The 17027-nt window shown below is 40.4% G+C and carries 13 protein-coding genes; 3 read left to right on the forward strand and 10 right to left on the reverse strand.

Translation table 11 applies throughout. The features are described from left to right. Positions 1–13: 13 nt before the first annotated feature. From AB6M99_RS09460 to AB6M99_RS09475, 4 genes are all read right to left on the reverse strand, one after another. Positions 14–1798: an ABC transporter ATP-binding protein gene (locus AB6M99_RS09460; RefSeq protein ID WP_121836036.1), complete on the reverse strand. Its 1785-nt coding sequence runs from the start codon at positions 1796–1798 to the stop codon at positions 14–16. A gap of 1 nt (position 1799) precedes the next feature. Next, on the reverse strand, positions 1800–3302 hold the full coding sequence (locus AB6M99_RS09465) for an ABC transporter ATP-binding protein (RefSeq protein WP_369350645.1): 1503 nt from the start codon (positions 3300–3302) through the stop codon (positions 1800–1802). Between the two features lie 64 nt (positions 3303–3366). After that, complete coding sequence (locus AB6M99_RS09470; RefSeq protein ID WP_121836038.1) at positions 3367–3810, reverse strand: MarR family winged helix-turn-helix transcriptional regulator; 444 nt, start codon at positions 3808–3810, stop codon at positions 3367–3369. Positions 3811–4220: 410 nt separating this feature from the next. Further along, positions 4221–5387 carry an IS30 family transposase gene (locus AB6M99_RS09475; protein ID WP_369350352.1) on the reverse strand — a complete coding sequence of 389 codons (1167 nt, stop codon included), beginning with the start codon at positions 5385–5387 and terminating at the stop codon, positions 4221–4223. Positions 5388–5615: 228 nt separating this feature from the next. Here AB6M99_RS09475 and AB6M99_RS09480 point away from each other — a divergent pair, with 228 nt between their 5' ends. Continuing rightward, positions 5616–6629 carry an NAD(P)H-dependent glycerol-3-phosphate dehydrogenase gene (locus tag AB6M99_RS09480; RefSeq protein ID WP_121835259.1) on the forward strand — a complete coding sequence of 338 codons (1014 nt, stop codon included), beginning with the start codon at positions 5616–5618 and terminating at the stop codon, positions 6627–6629. Between the two features lie 30 nt (positions 6630–6659). Then, positions 6660–7562 carry a UTP--glucose-1-phosphate uridylyltransferase GalU gene (gene galU / locus AB6M99_RS09485; RefSeq protein WP_369350650.1) on the forward strand — a complete coding sequence of 301 codons (903 nt, stop codon included), beginning with the start codon at positions 6660–6662 and terminating at the stop codon, positions 7560–7562. A gap of 103 nt (positions 7563–7665) precedes the next feature. Here galU and AB6M99_RS09490 read toward each other — a convergent pair whose 3' ends face one another. Beyond that, complete coding sequence (locus AB6M99_RS09490) at positions 7666–9561, reverse strand: M13 family metallopeptidase (RefSeq protein ID WP_121835255.1); 1896 nt, start codon at positions 9559–9561, stop codon at positions 7666–7668. 334 nt (positions 9562–9895) lie between these two features. Here AB6M99_RS09490 and AB6M99_RS09495 point away from each other — a divergent pair, with 334 nt between their 5' ends. Continuing rightward, on the forward strand, positions 9896–10291 hold the full coding sequence (locus AB6M99_RS09495; protein ID WP_121835253.1) for a hypothetical protein: 396 nt from the start codon (positions 9896–9898) through the stop codon (positions 10289–10291). A gap of 368 nt (positions 10292–10659) precedes the next feature. Here AB6M99_RS09495 and AB6M99_RS09500 read toward each other — a convergent pair whose 3' ends face one another. The 5 genes from AB6M99_RS09500 to sufD all read right to left on the reverse strand — a co-directional run bounded on the left by AB6M99_RS09500 (position 10660) and on the right by sufD (position 17024). Then, positions 10660–11724, reverse strand: coding sequence for a hypothetical protein (locus AB6M99_RS09500; protein WP_121835250.1), 1065 nt, complete (start codon positions 11722–11724; stop codon positions 10660–10662). Positions 11725–12564: 840 nt separating this feature from the next. Next, complete coding sequence (gene sufB / locus AB6M99_RS09505) at positions 12565–13983, reverse strand: Fe-S cluster assembly protein SufB (protein WP_121835248.1); 1419 nt, start codon at positions 13981–13983, stop codon at positions 12565–12567. 48 nt (positions 13984–14031) lie between these two features. After that, entirely contained in the window at positions 14032–14466 is a 435-nt protein-coding gene (sufU, locus tag AB6M99_RS09510; RefSeq protein ID WP_121835246.1) for a Fe-S cluster assembly sulfur transfer protein SufU, read from the reverse strand. Next, a complete protein-coding gene (locus AB6M99_RS09515) occupies positions 14453–15679 on the reverse strand; it encodes a cysteine desulfurase (protein ID WP_121835244.1) in 1227 nt (408 codons plus the stop codon). Before AB6M99_RS09515 ends, sufU begins: the two co-directional genes overlap by 14 nt. 82 nt (positions 15680–15761) lie before the next feature. Next, on the reverse strand, positions 15762–17024 hold the full coding sequence (gene sufD, locus AB6M99_RS09520) for a Fe-S cluster assembly protein SufD (protein WP_121835242.1): 1263 nt from the start codon (positions 17022–17024) through the stop codon (positions 15762–15764). Between the last annotated feature and the right edge of the window lie 3 nt (positions 17025–17027).

The raw sequence follows: 17027 nt of genomic DNA on the forward strand, positions 1-17027 counted from the left end.
TCAACACACTTTCTTATTCAAATACAAATTGATTGTGATAAAGTTCAGAGTAGAATCCTTTTTGTTTGAGGAGTTCGTGGTGGTTTCCTTGTTCAAGCACCTTACCATCTTTCAAGACAATAATTTCATCCGCATTCAAGATAGTTTTCAAACGGTGAGCAATGACAAAGCTTGTACGCCCTGCAATAATGGCTTCCATGGCATTTTGAATTTTCGCTTCTGTTACCGTATCCACATTTGACGTTGCTTCATCCAAAATCAAGACCTGTGGATCAGTCAACAAGGTACGAGCAATCGAAATCAATTGTTTCTGACCTGTCGAGAAGACATTTTCATCATCTGTAACATAAGTGTCATAGCCTTCTGGCAAACTCATGATAAAATCATGAATGTGAGTCGCACGCGCAGCTGTTTCCACCATTTCTTGAGAAATCGCCTCATTACCAAAACGGATATTATCCGCAATAGTACCTGAGAAGAGAACTGACTCCTGCAACACAATCCCAACTTTTTCACGAAGGCTATCCAAATCATACTCACGAATATCACGACCATCAAAGGTAATTGAACCTGCGTTGACATCGTAGAAACGGTTAATCAAGTTCATGATGGTGGTTTTACCAGAACCTGTTGGACCAACAACCGCAATCATTTTACCTTTTGGTGCTGAGATAGTCACATTGTCCAAGACTTTTTGACCAGGTAGGTAACCAAAGTCAATGTTCTTGATTTCCACACCTTCTTTAAGTTCAGTAAACTTAGGGGCATTTTGTGGACGGATTTCTTCAGGCTCATCAAACATTTCTTGCACACGATGAGCACCTGTGAAGGCAAGCTGCAACTCTGCCCAGCTTGACGCAATCTGCATCATTGGTTGGTAATATTGTTGTGAATATTGAACAAAGGTTACGACAAGACCAAGTGCTACCGCTGTATCCATTGAGCTATCGTTTAAAACAATATTAGATCCCGCAAAAATGACAATAGCTGTATTTACCAAGCTCATTCCGTTCATAAATGGGAACATGATTCCACCAAAGAGACGACCTTTAAAGGTAGTGCGGCGCACTTCTTCATTCAATTCTACAAAGCCATCAATGGTTTCTTCTTGGACACCTTGAACGATAATCGCTTTTTGACCCGAAATCTTCTCGTCCATATAAGCATTGAGTTTCGAAACTGCTGCTTGTTGTAGGTTAGTGTATTTACGAGCCATACGGATGATAATCACTAGAGCCAACAAAGCCACTGGTGTTGAAGCAATCGTCACCCAGGCAAGACGTGTATCTTGACGGAACATCATCCACACCATCCCAATGTAGAGCGCCCCATTTGACAAAATCTGCACCATAGATTGGTTAAAAGCGTTTTGAATATTGTCCAAGTCACTGGTAAAACGAGATAGGATGTCACCATCCTTGTGGCGGTCAAAAAAGGCAATGGTCAAGCGTTCTAATTTTCCAAAAAGCCCTTTACGCATACGGTTTGTCGAATGCGCCACAATACGTGTTAACAGTAAGCTATAAATCAAATTTGCTACAACCGTTGCGACATAGGCCATGAAAAGTTTTGACATCACACCATTAAAGTCAGCAACATCAGGGTTCGCTCCTGTTTGTCCCATCTGCTTAGCGATGAGATATTCTTGTCCAATTTTTCCTAGCTCAGCAATCGCATCTCCTAATAAGACTGGGGTTTTTACTTGTAAATAGGTTGCTGCAATAATGGCTGCAAAAATGATGACAAAGGATAATTTGTACCGTTTAAAATAAAACCAGAAAAATCGTGCCGTTTTCATTTTAGTCCTCTTCCTTTCCTTTTTGTGTCTCATAAATCTCACGGTAAACAGCATTGTTTGCCACTAACTCAGCATGAGTACCCTCATCAATCAGACGACCTTCATCCAAGACCAAAATCTTATCTGCTTTCACCACAGATGAAATTTTTTGAGCAATGATGACAGTTGTTGTTCCTTTAAGGTCATGGTTCAAGGCTTCTTGTACCAATTTCTCAGACTTAGCATCAAGGGCTGATGTGGAATCGTCCAATACTAAGACCTTCGGATTACCAATGACACCACGTGCAATGGACACGGTCTGACGAAGTGTTTTTTGATTCACTGCTTTCAAATCACGTCCGCCAATTGAAACCGTCCCTTCTTGAGGGTCAAACAAACGCGGAATCAGTTGTGCTAAGGTTGACTTACCAGCACCTGTTGCACCGACGACACCAACCATCTGACCGGATTCAATTTCAAATGAAATATTCTTGAGCGTTGGCTCAGTATCATGCGGATAGGTAAAACTAACATTATCAAACACAATGTTACCAGCCAAGTCCTCATCAGGGGTATCCACAAAGGTCATGGCAGGCTCTGTTTCCAAAATCTCATTGATACGCTTAATAGAGATTGCCGCACGAGCTGCATTCATTCCCATGAAACTTGTCATAATAATTGAAAACATGATTTGCATCAAGTAACTCATGAAAGAAGTGAAGCCTCCAACAACCTCAAGATTATCTTCCACCATACCAGACACCAAGTAAAGTGACGTAAAAATAGCCATGAATGAGACAAACATCATAACCGGTTGAAGGATTGAGAAACCATAACCAATAAACAGGTTAAGGTCTAACAAATCATTTGACGTCTCTTTAAATTTAGCATATTGCTCACGTTCTTGAACAAACGATTTTACCACACGGATGCCACGAAGATTTTCCTTGGCAATCCCATTCATTTTATCCATAAAAACTTGGAATTTCCCAAAACGTGGTCCCATATGTTTCATCACAATAGCCATAATACTAGCAATCACGACAACCATAACAATAATCATCCACCATAATTCAGGGAGCGTTCTAACTGCCATAAAAAAGGCACCAATGAAAAGTAAAGGCACACGCAAAAGGACTGTAAAACTCATCATGATCAAGTTTTGAATTTGAGTGACATCATTGGTCATACGAACAACCAAGTTCCCCGCATTAAACTCTTCAATATTGGCATAAGAAAAGCTCTGTATTTTTCGGAAAGTTTGTTCACGAACATCAGCTGAAACCCCTTGTGCGATTTTAGCAGCAACAATCGTATTACACATTCCCGCTAAAAGCCCCACTCCTGCAATCACTAAGAGCCATTTCCCAACACGGAAAATCTCAGCCTGATCATTCATCAAGACAGCCGTCAAAACTTCTTTGAGGTAGCTCGGCTGTAACAAAGTCGTTACCACCACAGTCGTTACCAATAAAATCGACCCCAACGCATACCATTTATAACGTAAAAGTGCTTCTTTTATCATTTAATCTCTCCTAATCTCTCCTATTTTCAATTTTAATTAAGCAATCATCTCCCCATAGATTGTTTTACCTTTGGTTTTTATAATTCTCAATATTAACTTTTAATTGCTCAGCCCATTGCAAAACTGTTTTAAAATCTTCTCTTTCAATATTTTGAAATAAAGAGTTGTGCAATTCCTGATGAAATTCTCCTAAATGCCCAACCTTATCTCTACCAAGTACAGTCAAGACAACTTGTTTATAGCGTTTATCTATTTTAGAGGGAATAATCTCAATAAATCCATTTTTTTCCATCCTTTTCACTAAATTACTGGCCACAGATTTTGAGATTTTCAATTCTTTTTCAATATCTTTAACAAATATTTCTTGATCGCTGCAACGATGCAAATAAATCAGAGCCCATCCTTGTGGACCAGCTAAATGTTCGATACCTTTTTCCTTCGCAATATCTTCACAAACCTGCTCCAGTTGGTTAAGTACATTACGAATATCAGAAATAAAATGTCCCATAATATCACTTCCATGCCTGACTATCTATTAAGTTCAGACGTGCTTTTTCGTACTCCTTTCTTATAAAATATAATTCTCACAGAAACTATTATAGTTCGCATGAGAACCATTGTCAAGAAAATGCTCTGCTATTTTCAGAAAACCACCAATAAAATAGCTAAATTCCCAAACTAACTTCCACCGTCTGTTAAAGTGGAAGTTAATCTGATAAAACCTCTAACAACCAGTGGAAATCCGTGTCAGGGTAAGTTCCACTGGTTTTTATAATGGTTGATTTTATTGCATTTTTAGGCGAATTTAGGTGAAAAAAGGGTACACAAAATCCCCTCATCTGAAAGCGTTTCAGATTAAGTTCCGTTATGGTGGAAGTTAGTGTGAGACGTTTGAGTGGCTTATATTTAGATTAGTTTTTAGAATTTATGTTGGAGTAATTTTGGGGACTGACAGACGTCTTCTGCGGGAATTAAGGAAATGCCAAGAAGTTTAGCCAGTTCTTCGTCATAGGTAAAGGTAAAGAGCTCATAAGCTGATTTCCCATTCAAAGCAGCGCGTTTCACGCTATTGACATGAGAACAGACTAGGTTGATATCGTCCTGAGTTAAGTTATCAAAAGAAGTTCCCTTTGGTAGAATATCGCGAATAAGGGAGTGATTTTTCTCAATTTTTCCTTTCTGGTCAGAGCGATTAGGGTCACAAAAGAATAGTTTAATCTCACCTCTGATATCCATCTCGATGTCATCAACTCTGGCAAATTCTCCGCCATTATCTGTAAGAATGATAGGGAAAACATCGAAGAAATTTCTATCAGCCTCATAAAGTGTGTTCTTGATGACATAGAAGTGTTTAGCGACCTCAAGAGCGGTTTTATTGTCCAGAAGTCTAGCGAAGATAAAGTTACAGAAAGACAAATTGAAGGTGAGTAATACTTTTCCGCCAACCCGTCCAATAACGGTGTCCATTTCAAGCCAAGAGGTCAGTTGTCTATGTGTCAGGTAGTTTTGGAAGTCCTCATAAGAACGCCCTTTTTTAGCTTCTTTAGGGATAGAAGGCAGGATAGATTTGCGCCTTTCTTTGAATTTTACAGCTCTAGCCAGATCAATAGGAGCGATAGAAAGGTATCCTTTACGGATGTGTCGATAGACGGTTGAGGAACTGACATCAAGGTTATGCGTTTTAAGGATGTGATAGATGTGTTGTCCCTTTTTCACACCATCAGAAATGACTTTATCCATATCCCAGAACGTTTGAGAGTTGAGAGGTGTTCCTTCTCGAGCCTCAACGAGGGTTTGTTCGTATTGTTTTTGAGCCTGTTTAGCGAGGTAGAAGATTTTCTTGTAGCCACAATTTTGTCTTCTCTTAGGACATCCGTTACAGACAAATGGGGATTTATCAATGAGAGGGCAAGGAAGCCCATCACTGGTAGAGGTTCTGACCTGTCTGTTACGTTTGACCTCTTTGGAAACGGTAGTAGGATCTTTTAGGATAGTTTGTCCAATGGCTTTGAAGGTTTCTCCACGTTCTAAGCCAAGTTGGATGTCATTGCGGTCTGAGAGGGTAAGGTGTTTATATTTTGTCATAGTAAGGACTCATTTCTAACACAAACGTCTCAGACTTAATTCCACCATAAAAATCCGTTTTAGACTAATTTCCACTTCGAAAGCTAAAGTGGAAATTACTTTGGGAAATTACCCACCAATAAAATAAAGCTAAATAAAGTGAAAGCCTTTGCTTTTAGAAAGCGGAAATGACAATCTTATGGTATAATGAAAATGATATTATGACAAGTAAAGGAATGAATGATAACTATGGAAAAGCAGAAAGTTGCTGTTTTAGGGCCTGGTTCATGGGGAACAGCTCTAGCCCAGGTGCTCAATGATAACGGCCATGAGGTTCGCCTCTGGGGAAATATTCCCGAACAAATTGATGAAATTAACACTAAACACACTAATACGCATTACTTCAAGGACATTATCCTAGATGAAGGTATCAAGGGCTATAAAAACCTTTCAGAAGCTATTGACGGTGTTGACGCTATCCTCTTTGTAGTCCCAACAAAAGTGACACGTTTAGTGGCAAAACAAGTCGCAGAAATTTTGAAACATAAAGCTGTTATCATGCATGCTTCAAAAGGCCTTGAGCCTGGCACTCACGAACGCTTATCAACTATTTTAGAAGAAGAAATTCCAGCAGAATACCGTTCAGATATCGTTGTTGTTTCAGGGCCGAGTCATGCCGAAGAAACGATTGTTCGTGACATCACCTTGATTACAGCTGCCTCTAAAGACCTCTTAGCTGCCAAATATGTTCAAACTCTTTTTAGCAATGATTATTTCCGCCTTTATACCAATACAGATGTCATCGGAGTTGAAACAGCTGGCGCTTTAAAAAACATTATCGCTGTTGGAGCAGGTGCCCTACATGGACTTGGTTACGGTGATAACGCAAAAGCTGCAGTCATCACACGTGGCCTAGCTGAAATTACACGCTTAGGCGTTAAAATGGGTGCTGATCCACTCACCTATAGTGGTTTATCTGGAGTAGGCGATCTCATTGTTACCGGTACTTCTGTCCACTCTCGTAACTGGAGAGCAGGTGACGCCCTTGGTCGCGGCGAAAAACTCGAAGACATCGAACGTAACATGGGGATGGTCATCGAAGGGATTTCTACCACAAAAGTTGCCTATGAAATTGCTCAAGAATTGGGTGTCTACATGCCAATCACAACAGCTATTTATAAAACCATCTACGAAGGCGCTGACATCAAAGAAGCCGTCCTTGGTATGATGAAAAATGAATTCAAATCAGAAAATGAATTCTAAAATAATAAATTCTATAAATACGGAGGACTTATGAAAAAAGTTAGAAAAGCCGTCATTCCTGCCGCAGGTTTGGGTACTCGTTTTTTACCAGCGACAAAAGCTCTTGCCAAAGAAATGCTTCCTATCGTTGATAAACCAACGATTCAGTTTATCGTTGAAGAAGCCTTAAAATCTGGTATTGAAGAAATCTTAGTGGTTACAGGTCGTGCCAAACGTTCCATCGAAGACCACTTTGACTCAAATTTTGAATTGGAATACAACCTTCAACAAAAAGGGAAAAAAGATTTGCTGAAATTAGTTGATGAAACCACTGATATTACACTTCATTTCATCCGTCAAAGTCACCCACGTGGTCTCGGTGATGCTGTTTTACAAGCCAAAGCCTTTGTCGGAAATGAGCCTTTCGTGGTTATGCTTGGTGATGACCTGATGGATATCACCAATGATAAAGCTCTGCCATTGACCAAGCAATTAATCAATGATTTCAATGCAACACACGCCTCAACCATTGCTGTTATGCCAGTCCCGCACGAAGACGTTTCTTCCTATGGTGTGATTGCACCACAAGGAGAAGGCGTTAACGGACTCTATAGCGTTGATACGTTTGTTGAAAAGCCCACTCCTGAGGAAGCACCAAGTGACTTAGCCATCATCGGTCGCTATCTCTTAACCCCTGAAATTTTTGATATTTTAGAAAATCAAAAACCTGGAGCTGGAGGAGAAATCCAATTAACAGACGCTATTGATACTTTGAATAAAACTCAACGTGTTTTTGCCCGCGAATTCAAAGGATGTCGTTATGATGTCGGAGATAAATTTGGTTTTATGAAAACTTCAATTGATTACGCCCTCCAACACCCACAAGTCAAAGATGATTTGAAAAACTACATTATCGAACTCGGTAAAAAACTTGATAGTAGATCAGAAAAATAAAGCCAAAAAGCACCTAGAGCAAATCTCTGGGTGCTTTTATTTTTTGTCATATCCTTTTTTCTTGAGTCAAATTTCTCACTCTTTGAACATCAATTCCTACTGATTACCAAATAATCACACGGTCGCTTGGTTCACGCCACATGCCGTCTCCATCTTTGACATCAAATGTTTCATGGAACTCATCAAAGTTTGGCAACTGAACATTGGTACGCAATTTACCTGGTGCATGAACATCAACTGAAATCAAGAGTTTCAAGTATTCTTCACGCGCCTTCATACGCCAGATAGTCGCAAAGTTAGTGAAGTAGTCTTCTGCTGAGAAATCATCTTCTTTCTTAGCTGCTTCTAGGGCTGCTGCCAAACCACCTAGGTCTGCTACATTTTCTGATACGGTCAATTTACCATTGACCTTGCCACCAGCAAAATCAATACCGTCAAATTGAGCCACAACCTTGTCCGTACGTTCTTGGAAGGCAGCGTAATCTTCTTCTGTCCACCAATTATTAAGACTACCATATTCATCAAATGACGCACCATTCGTATCAAAGGCATGCGAAATTTCATGGGCAATCACCGCACCAATACCACCATAGTTTGCAGACGATGACTGCTCTAGGCTATAAAATGGTGCTTGCAAAATAGCCGCTGGGAAGACAATTTGGTTCTGTTGTGGGTCGTAATAGGCATTAACCATATGAGCAGGCATGTGCCATTCGCTACGGTCAACTGGCTTATTCCACTTACTCCAGCTATGAGCAATCGAAATCTTCGCTAAGGCTTGTGCATTTTCCAAAAGAGTTAAGTTCTCATCGATCACTTTTTTAGCATAAGTTTCTGGTAATTTCTCTGGATAGCCAATGTGTGGTGTGATCACATTCAACTTGGTGATAGCCTTGTCACGTGTTTCAGGTTTTAGCCATTCATTTTTAGAAAGACGGTCTTTGTAGACAGCAATCATTGTCGCCACTTTCGCTTCAACATCTGCTTTAGCCTCAGCTGAGAATTTTTCACCAGCGTACCATAAGCCTAGAGCTTGGTTAAACGGCCCTTGAGCCAAGTAAAAGGCTGCTTTCTTTTGAGCCATTGCTTGAGGCGTTCCTGAAAGCGTGCGAGCATAAGCTCCAGATAACACGCGGATTTCCTCTGTCAAATAAGACGTGTAAGCTGTCGCTGCCCCGTTAAGCAAAACTGCCTTCAAGAGTGGCCAATTCTTTTCTGAATAGTACTCCGCCGCAAATTCTGTCCAGAATCTTTCCTCAGGAACGATGACTTTATCTGGCAATGTGCCAAGAATTTCTGTCACAATCTTATCCAATGGCAACTCTGGTGCTAATTTTGTAAAATCAGCCCAGTCATACGGATGATAGAGTTTGGCATACTCTGAACCTTCTTCGCTAGATAGGACATATTTGGCAACCTTAGCATCAAGTTCAATAAACTTGTCCAACATGTCTTTGATTTCATCATCAGAAAAACCAAATTTAGCTAGTAAGTCTTCCTCACATTTGCGCCATGTAGCTAATAATTCCTCACCATTTTTTTCAGGCTCTGTGTAGTAGCTTGTGTCTGGCAAAATCGTTGGTGGTGCAGAAGCCCACAACACATTTGTCCTAGCATCCATAAAGTCTGGTGAAACACCAAACCAAAAGACATTCGGCTTACCAGCCATTTCCAGCTCTGCCATTTTATTAGCAAAAGAAGCAAAGCTATCAAAGTTTTTGTATTCCTCGATTAACGGCTTCACTGGCTCAACACCAAGGCGCTCACGCGTTTCAAAATCTGAAACCAGCTTGTGGTATTTAACAAAATTTTGCAGAATGCTATCTTCTGGAACATCATTTCCAGCCAACCACTGATCGGTGGTCTCAAGCATTAAATCCTCAATTTCATCAGCTAAATCTGAAAAGCCACCTGTACGAGGTTTGTCATCTGGAATGACTGCTGTTTTTGCCCATTCACCATTGACAGCATCGTAAAAATCATCTTGTAAACGTATCATCGTTATCCCTTCTAATCTTTAAAGTGCTTACAATTATATCAAAAAAAATCTCAGAAATCATTAACTAACCCCATACCTAGATAATCTTCTTGAAATAGCAAAATAGTCCTACAACCGTTGGTATCACTACTATTTGTCAATTTTAATAAACGCTTCTTAAGATTATCATTAGCTAATCTTAAGGTAAAAATTAAGGTAATATTGGTTTGGTCTATAGGAAAAATTAACACTTGTCTGTTAAGATATAGGTATAAAACTAAGACTAATCAAACTCATCACAGCCATACCGCTATTAAGATGAAAAACAGTCTTTTAACCATAAAAGGAGGATACCATGTCCAATACATTTTTAACAACCAAGAAATTCGTGCAATCGCTCTGTTTAGCCACACTTACAGCTTGTGTTTTAAACATTTCAAATACCGTTACTCATGCGCAAGAACAGGATAAGACTCCTATCACTCAAGAAAGCAGAGGCACCACTAAACCCTGGATGGAGCTTGAGGCTGAATGGCTTTCGGAGGAAGATTACAAAACATTATATAAAGCTGAAGATATTCCATACCGCCTAAAAGTATTGGAAGAGCGTCGCCTATTTTTAGAAAACATTATCGCAGAATCATTTATTGACCATCCTGAAAAATCCGAAAGACCACAATTAATTGAACGCTACTTGCAAATTGTTCGAGAAATTGAAATTTTAGATTCTATTCAAAAGGGACGTCTATAAATATACTCCCCTATCAACTGACGACTAAGCAACACTAACTAATAAAAATCATAAAATTGGCTCTAGAAGACTGTGATGTGCCTCCTCACAAGCAATCTTCTAGAGCTTTTTGAGTATAAAAATCCTATAAAACTTCCTATAAGCGCTATCCATCTTATTAGAAAGTACCTTATGGAACCATCAGTCAGGTCACATGAAATGAACTCATGACCTATGATACCTATAGTATTATTCAGAGTTACACTGGATTATTTTCCACTTCTATGCACACATTGTAGACAAAAAAAGACGTTCACCTCAGCTGTCTGATAGCCACTCACCATAATCAAAAAATCAGCTCGATAAACCTTATCGAACTGACTATTTCATTAAAATGGACTATTTGCCTCAGATTCGTCTCTAGCAGCTTTTTCTTCAGCAGATAACTCTCCTTTAGAATAGGAAGCATTTCCAAAACCATGCCAGCTACCATCAGCTTCAAATACAATAGGGGTGTAACGACCATCTCGGATATCAAATCCAATAGAACGCTCAGAACCTCCAACACCACCTAGACCTGTAATTCCTGGAAGGAGGGCAATCGCACTACCACTGTAGTTTTCAATGCGATAAACTCCTGGATTGACTTGGGTTAATTGACCAATAGTTGCAGAAGTACGCTCCACTCTGACAGCCTTATCATGGCGATTGTATTCTGAAACTGATGAAATAGTACCGTCAGCCCCGATCGTAAATTCGACACTATCAGCTTGTAGACTACTACCTGACCATGTCCCTACAACCTCCAATGGCAATGAGACTGAAGTTGATTGTTGAGAACCAGCTTCTGAAACTTTAGAATCTCCAGTAGATAAGGCACCTTTATGATAAGCAACCCTAAAATCATGCCAGCCATCTTCCCCGAAAATAATTGGAACAAATTGTCCGTCTCTAATAGTAAAACCTGTGTCTGGAGATTTTCCCCAGCCTCCTAATCCTGTAATTCCTGGCAAGAAAGCTTTGCCATCTCCCGTAAATTTTTCAATACGATAGACATCAGAAGAATCTTCGACTAATTTTGTGATATAGCCTGTTGCCTCCTCTGTACGAGGATAATCGGTTTGACTGCCATATTTTGAGACACTGTAAAAACTACCGTCAGCTCCGATCGTAAATTCGACACTATCAGCTTGCAAACTACTGCCTGACCATGTCCCTACAACTTCTTTAGGCATATTAACGCCGGCTTCATCTTTTGCTTTATCTGATTTCTGTCCGTCCGCTACTTTAGATTTTGAATCACTATCTTTAGAAGATTGTTTTGGAGACAAACCAGTTTTGTCTAATTTTGTCACTTCAGACGTTGAAAAACTATCTGATTGCCGATAACTACAAGCTCCCAGAAAAAGAACAGACATAATGGTTACCATTGATAAAATAGAAGATTTTTTCATTGCTAGAACTCCTTGTTTATTTTTCACTTACATTATATTCTTTTTGTAACATAATTGCAATATTTTATCTCAAAAATGTAATATTTTTTATTTTTCAGTAATAATATCTATCCAAAATCAAAATGAGCATTTTAGAGTCTTTAATACCATTAATAGACCACTGAACGAAGTGAGGCTAAAATGTTTCTTTCGCTATAGTAGTATTCTTATTAGTGAAACTGTCCAGTGGACAGTTTCAGCCTGAGCTTAGAAATTAAAAAGCGAGGGTAATTTGCTTGCTAAGAACGGATTTTTGGGAGAACTACAGAAATTGAAAGTCAATTTCGTAGTAGTTCCCTCGCAAGGATGAGTAGGGCGGACGCTGTCGAGTCGTCGACAAGTACAGCCAATCATCTACTGCGATAGAGATAGGCTCAAAAAATAGCAATGAAACTCCGAAGGAGGTTTTGATGTTGACTTTGTCAGCTCTATTTCCCATCTCAAAAGGTTCCCAAAACCTTATCGACTGTGACGAACTCTGTTCGTCTTATTTCCCACCTCCAAAGGTCTCCCAGACCTTTGGAGCGTCCGCACTTTTAAGAAAGAGATAAAAAAGTAATTTTTGATTTTTGTTAAGTATAAATTTCAAGATTATTAACCTAAAAAGCATAAAATCATGGGTAACTCCCTGTTAATTGGGGAGCTACCCATGATTTTATGCTTTTTGGTATTTTCGTTCAAAGACTTATAGATACCTAACTACTAACCATTTTTAGAAACGCTACCGCATTTTCTCATCTACCACCTCAGTTGGAGATTCTTTGTTTTGAAAAGCCTTATGGCTTTTCAAAGCTAAAGAGTCTATCCAACTGAGCCCTCCATTTCATAGGCTATGAGTCTGTTCAGCTCAACGGCGTATTCCATTGGAAGTTCTTTGGTGAATGGTTCAACAAATCCCATAACAATCATTTCTGTGGCTTCGCTTTCTGACAAGCCTCGGCTCATGAGGTAGTAAAGTTGTTCTTCTGAGATTTTTGAGACTTTAGCTTCGTGTTCCAGAGCAACTTGTGAGTTGTGAATTTCATTGAATGGGATGGTATCTGATTTTGATAAGTCGTCCATCAAGATGGTATCACATTCAATGTGGCTGACTGATTTGGCTGAATCCTTACCAAATGTCACTTGACCACGATAGTTTACCGCGCCGCCACCTTTTGCAATAGACTTAGACACAATTGATGATGAGGTATGCGGTGCGTTGTGAATCATTTTTGCCCCTGTATCTTGGTTTTGTCCTGTATTAGCAAAGGCGATGGTTAGCATAGTCCCACGCGCACCTGGGCCATCCAAATATACCGCTGGGTATTTCATGGTTGTTTTGGCACCAAGGTTACCATCAATCCATTCCACAGTTGCATCTTTAAGAGCGCGCGCACGTTTTGTCACCAAGTTATACACATTGTCTGACCAGTTTTGGATAGTTGTATAACGGCAATAAGCGCCATCAAGGGCAAAGATTTCAACAACCGCAGCGTGCAAACTGTTGGTTGAATAAGTCGGTGCTGTACAACCTTCAACATAATGGACACTTGCTCCTTCATCAACGATGATGATGGTACGCTCAAACTGTCCTGTATTTTCATTGTTAATACGGAAGTAAGTTTGTAGTGGCACGTCTACCTTGACACCTTTTGGCACGTAGATGAAGGTTCCACCTGACCAAACCGCTGAGTTTAGCGCAGCCAATTTATTATCCGTAGGAGGAACCAACTTGGCAAAGTATTGTTTGAAAAGGTCAGGGTACTCTTTCAAAGCAGAGTCTGTATCGGTAAAGATAATCCCTAGTTTTTCAAATTCTTCTTTCATATTGTGGTAAACCACTTCTGATTCGTACTGAGCTGAGGCTCCTGCCAAATAAGCACGCTCTGCTTCTGGAATCCCAATGCGTTCAAAGGTTTCCTTGATTTTCTCGGGAACATCGTCCCATGAACGTGCAGGCTTATCAGATGGTTTTTGGTAATAAATAATATCGTCAAAATCAATCTCAGAAAGGTCTGCTCCCCACTCCTGCATCGGCATTTTATTAAAGGCCTCAAGGGATTTCAGACGAAATTCTAACATCCATTCTGGTTCGTTTTTAGCTGCTGACAACTGGCGGACAACAGCTTCACTTAGCCCCTTACCAGTTGAATAAATCGGTTCCACATCATCGTGAAAACCAAATTGGTATTCCCCAAGATCAATCGGTTTTGGTTCTACAATTTCATTTGTTTCAGACATATTTTTCCTTTCTTACTAAGGTCGTCACTAATTCATCAATCTCTTCTCTTACATTGCTTCTCGTTCAATCGCTTTTTTGAGTGCATTCCAGGATAATGTCGCGCATTTAATCCGTTGTGGAAATTTAGACACACCTGCCATAAAGGCTGCGTCGCCTAAATCTTTTTGACGGTCATCGGACTGCCCTTGCACCATTTCAGAGAAAACCGTTGCCAAGGCTAGTGCCTCTTCTTTGGTTTTTCCAATCACTGCATCAGTCATCATGCTTGATGAAGCTGTTGAAATCGTGCAGCCTTCGCCTGCAAAGGCAATATCTTCAATCACGTCGCCATCAAATTTGACCGTTAAGGCAATCACATCCCCACAGGTTGGGTTATTGAGTTGAATAGCTTCAACCCCCTCTAAAATCCCATGGTGATGCGGGCTTTTAGAATGATCGGCAACCACTGCCATGTAAAGGCTATCTAATCTAGAAAGTGCCATTGAAAAACTCCTTCGTCTTATGAACCGCTTCAATCAATTTGTCACAATCTTCCTTGGTATTGTAAAGGTAAAGACTTGCACGAACTGCTGACGATAAACCAAGATGATTGATTAAAGGTTGCGCACAATGGTGTCCCGCACGTACAGCCACACCTTCGTAATCAAGAGCAGTAGCCACATCATGTGGGTGTAACCCATCAATATTAAAAGCTAATACTCCAGCATGTTTTTCAGGGGCTTTTGGTCCATAAACCGTCACCCCTTCAATTGCCTGTAACTGAGGCAAGAGATAGCTAACCAAGTCTTGTTCATAAGCATGAATGGCGTCCATCCCTAGCTCGGTCAAATAATCAATCGCTGCTCCCAGAGCAATGGCTCCTGAGATATTTGGCGTGCCTGCTTCAAATTTCCACGGAAGTTCTTTCCATGTCGCCTCTTGTTCGTAGACAAAGTCAATCATCTCCCCGCCAAATTCGACAGGCTTCATGAGATTAAGAACTTCTTCTTTGCCATAGAGAACACCGATACCAGTTGGTCCTAGCATCTTGTGACCTGAAAAAGTCAGAAAATCACAATCCAATTCTTGAACATCCACAGCCATGTGAGGAACTGATTGCGCTCCATCTACAACCATATAAGCACCAGCTTGATGAGCTAGCTCTGCAATTTCTTTAACAGGATTGATACAACCTAGGATATTTGACACATGGGCAAGACTGACAAATTTTGTTTTTGCAGTCAACTTCCCTTTCAAGTCTTCCATATCCAGCTCACCATCTTTTAGATAGACATAAACGAGCTTCGCCCCTGTTTTCTGACAAGCCTGCTGCCAAGGAATAATATTAGAGTGGTGTTCCATGATCGAAATCAGAACTTCATCACCAGGCTGTAAAATCTGCTCTGCAAATTTGCCAACCCAATTTAGACCTGTTGTCGTTCCTCTGGTAAACAGAATTTCTTTGGTTGATCTCGCATTAATAAAGGAGCGAACTTTCTCACGACTGGCTTCATATTTAGCTGTCGCACGTTCTGCCAAGGTATGCACGCCACGGTGAACATTGGCATTATCCTCCAAGTAATACTGGTTGATGGCATCCAGCACAGCTTTGGGCTTTTGAGTCGTTGCAGCACTATCAAGATAAACAAGGGGCTCGTCATTGACGATCTGGTCTAAAATCTCAAAGTCTTGGCGAATGTTTTGAACATCAATCACTGCTTTTCCTCCTTGTTTCCCTTATTTCAATTGATTTCATTCATCATATTTTAATTCGTTTCTGATAGCACAATAATTGGCTTTAACGCTTATCCAATTTGCTATCTAAAACAGCAATCATTTCATCTCGAACAGCTTTAACTGGGATTTCTGTAATCACAGCTCCCAAGAACCCTAGGATAACCAAGCGTTCTGCCGTTGCTTTATCCAAACCACGGCTCATCAAGTAATACATGTCTTCTGGGTCAACCTGACCAATTGAAGCGGCGTGACCTGCTGTGACTTCATTTTCGTCAATCAAAAGAATTGGGTTGGCATCTGAGCGAGCTTGGTCTGATAACATCAAGACACGGCTCTCTTGTTGAGCATCCGCCCCTTTAGCCCCTTTTACGATGTGACCAATGCCATTGAAAGTCAAGGTTCCACGTTCTAAAATAACACCGTGCTGTAGGATATGACCAACAGAATGATTTCCGTAATTAGTCACACGGGTATCAATTCCTTGCACCTGACGACCACTTGAAGCTGCGACAACTTTCAGATTAGCATGGCTTCCATTTCCAATCAAATCACTGTCAAAATCCGCCACAATATTGCCTTCATTCATCACACCGAGAGCCCAATCCACAGTCGCATCAGCCGCATGGCGAGCACGGCGACTGAGATAAGCCGTCACATGTTCTCCAAGACGGTCAATCGCTGCAAATTTAATCTGGCTTCCTGCACCTGCAATGACTTCAACAGAAACATTGGCAGAAACCTCCTGAGAACCTGAACCAATGGATTCAAAGCGCTCAAGGTAACTAAATTTACTATTTTTACCAGCAATAATCAGAATGTGTTTATTAAACGGCACAGCACTCTCACTATCCTGCAAGAAAATGCCTTCGATAGGCTCCGCAATTTCCACATTATCTGGCACATAGAGCACCGCTGCGCTATTAAAATAAGCATAGTTATAGGCAGCTAGTTTGTCCTCATCACTTTTAACCGCAGAAGCAAAATGCTTCTCAACCACCTCTGGAATCTCTTCCAAAGCTGAATAGAGGTCTGTAAAAATAACCCCTTGCTCAATCAAAGTCATCGGCAATTGTTCCAGCACCGTTTGTGTTCCCACTTGAACGAGCTTTGGATTATCCCCTAAAGCCGTAAAATCAGGAACATTGCCAATTTCTTCAGTCTCCGTCAACGTCCCATCACCTAGGTTCCAACGGTGAAACTTCACACGCTCAATTTTAGGTAAAGCCAAAGTTTCCAACTTGTCAAAAGCTGATAAACGAAGTTCTGCTAACCAAGATGGCTCTGCCTTTAGTTGTGAGAAGTTTTGAATAACTTGTTTACTCATCAG

Origin of the sequence: Streptococcus hillyeri, from assembly GCF_041081565.1 — a bacterium.
GTDB lineage: Bacteria > Bacillota > Bacilli > Lactobacillales > Streptococcaceae > Streptococcus > Streptococcus hillyeri.

What these genes read in the sequence shown, in the direction of transcription:
- AB6M99_RS09460 (WP_121836036.1), bottom strand. Translation starts at nt 1,798, where the DNA reads ATGAAAACGGCACGATTTTTCTGGTTTTATTTTAAACGGTACAAATTA.
- AB6M99_RS09465 (WP_369350645.1), bottom strand. Translation starts at nt 3,302, where the DNA reads ATGATAAAAGAAGCACTTTTACGTTATAAATGGTATGCGTTGGGGTCG.
- AB6M99_RS09470 (WP_121836038.1), bottom strand. Translation starts at nt 3,810, where the DNA reads ATGGGACATTTTATTTCTGATATTCGTAATGTACTTAACCAACTGGAG.
- AB6M99_RS09475 (WP_369350352.1), bottom strand. Translation starts at nt 5,387, where the DNA reads ATGACAAAATATAAACACCTTACCCTCTCAGACCGCAATGACATCCAA.
- AB6M99_RS09480 (WP_121835259.1), top strand. Translation starts at nt 5,616, where the DNA reads ATGGAAAAGCAGAAAGTTGCTGTTTTAGGGCCTGGTTCATGGGGAACA.
- galU (WP_369350650.1), top strand. Translation starts at nt 6,660, where the DNA reads ATGAAAAAAGTTAGAAAAGCCGTCATTCCTGCCGCAGGTTTGGGTACT.
- AB6M99_RS09490 (WP_121835255.1), bottom strand. Translation starts at nt 9,561, where the DNA reads ATGATACGTTTACAAGATGATTTTTACGATGCTGTCAATGGTGAATGG.
- AB6M99_RS09495 (WP_121835253.1), top strand. Translation starts at nt 9,896, where the DNA reads ATGTCCAATACATTTTTAACAACCAAGAAATTCGTGCAATCGCTCTGT.
- AB6M99_RS09500 (WP_121835250.1), bottom strand. Translation starts at nt 11,724, where the DNA reads ATGAAAAAATCTTCTATTTTATCAATGGTAACCATTATGTCTGTTCTT.
- sufB (WP_121835248.1), bottom strand. Translation starts at nt 13,983, where the DNA reads ATGTCTGAAACAAATGAAATTGTAGAACCAAAACCGATTGATCTTGGG.
- sufU (WP_121835246.1), bottom strand. Translation starts at nt 14,466, where the DNA reads ATGGCACTTTCTAGATTAGATAGCCTTTACATGGCAGTGGTTGCCGAT.
- sufD (WP_121835242.1), bottom strand. Translation starts at nt 17,024, where the DNA reads ATGAGTAAACAAGTTATTCAAAACTTCTCACAACTAAAGGCAGAGCCA.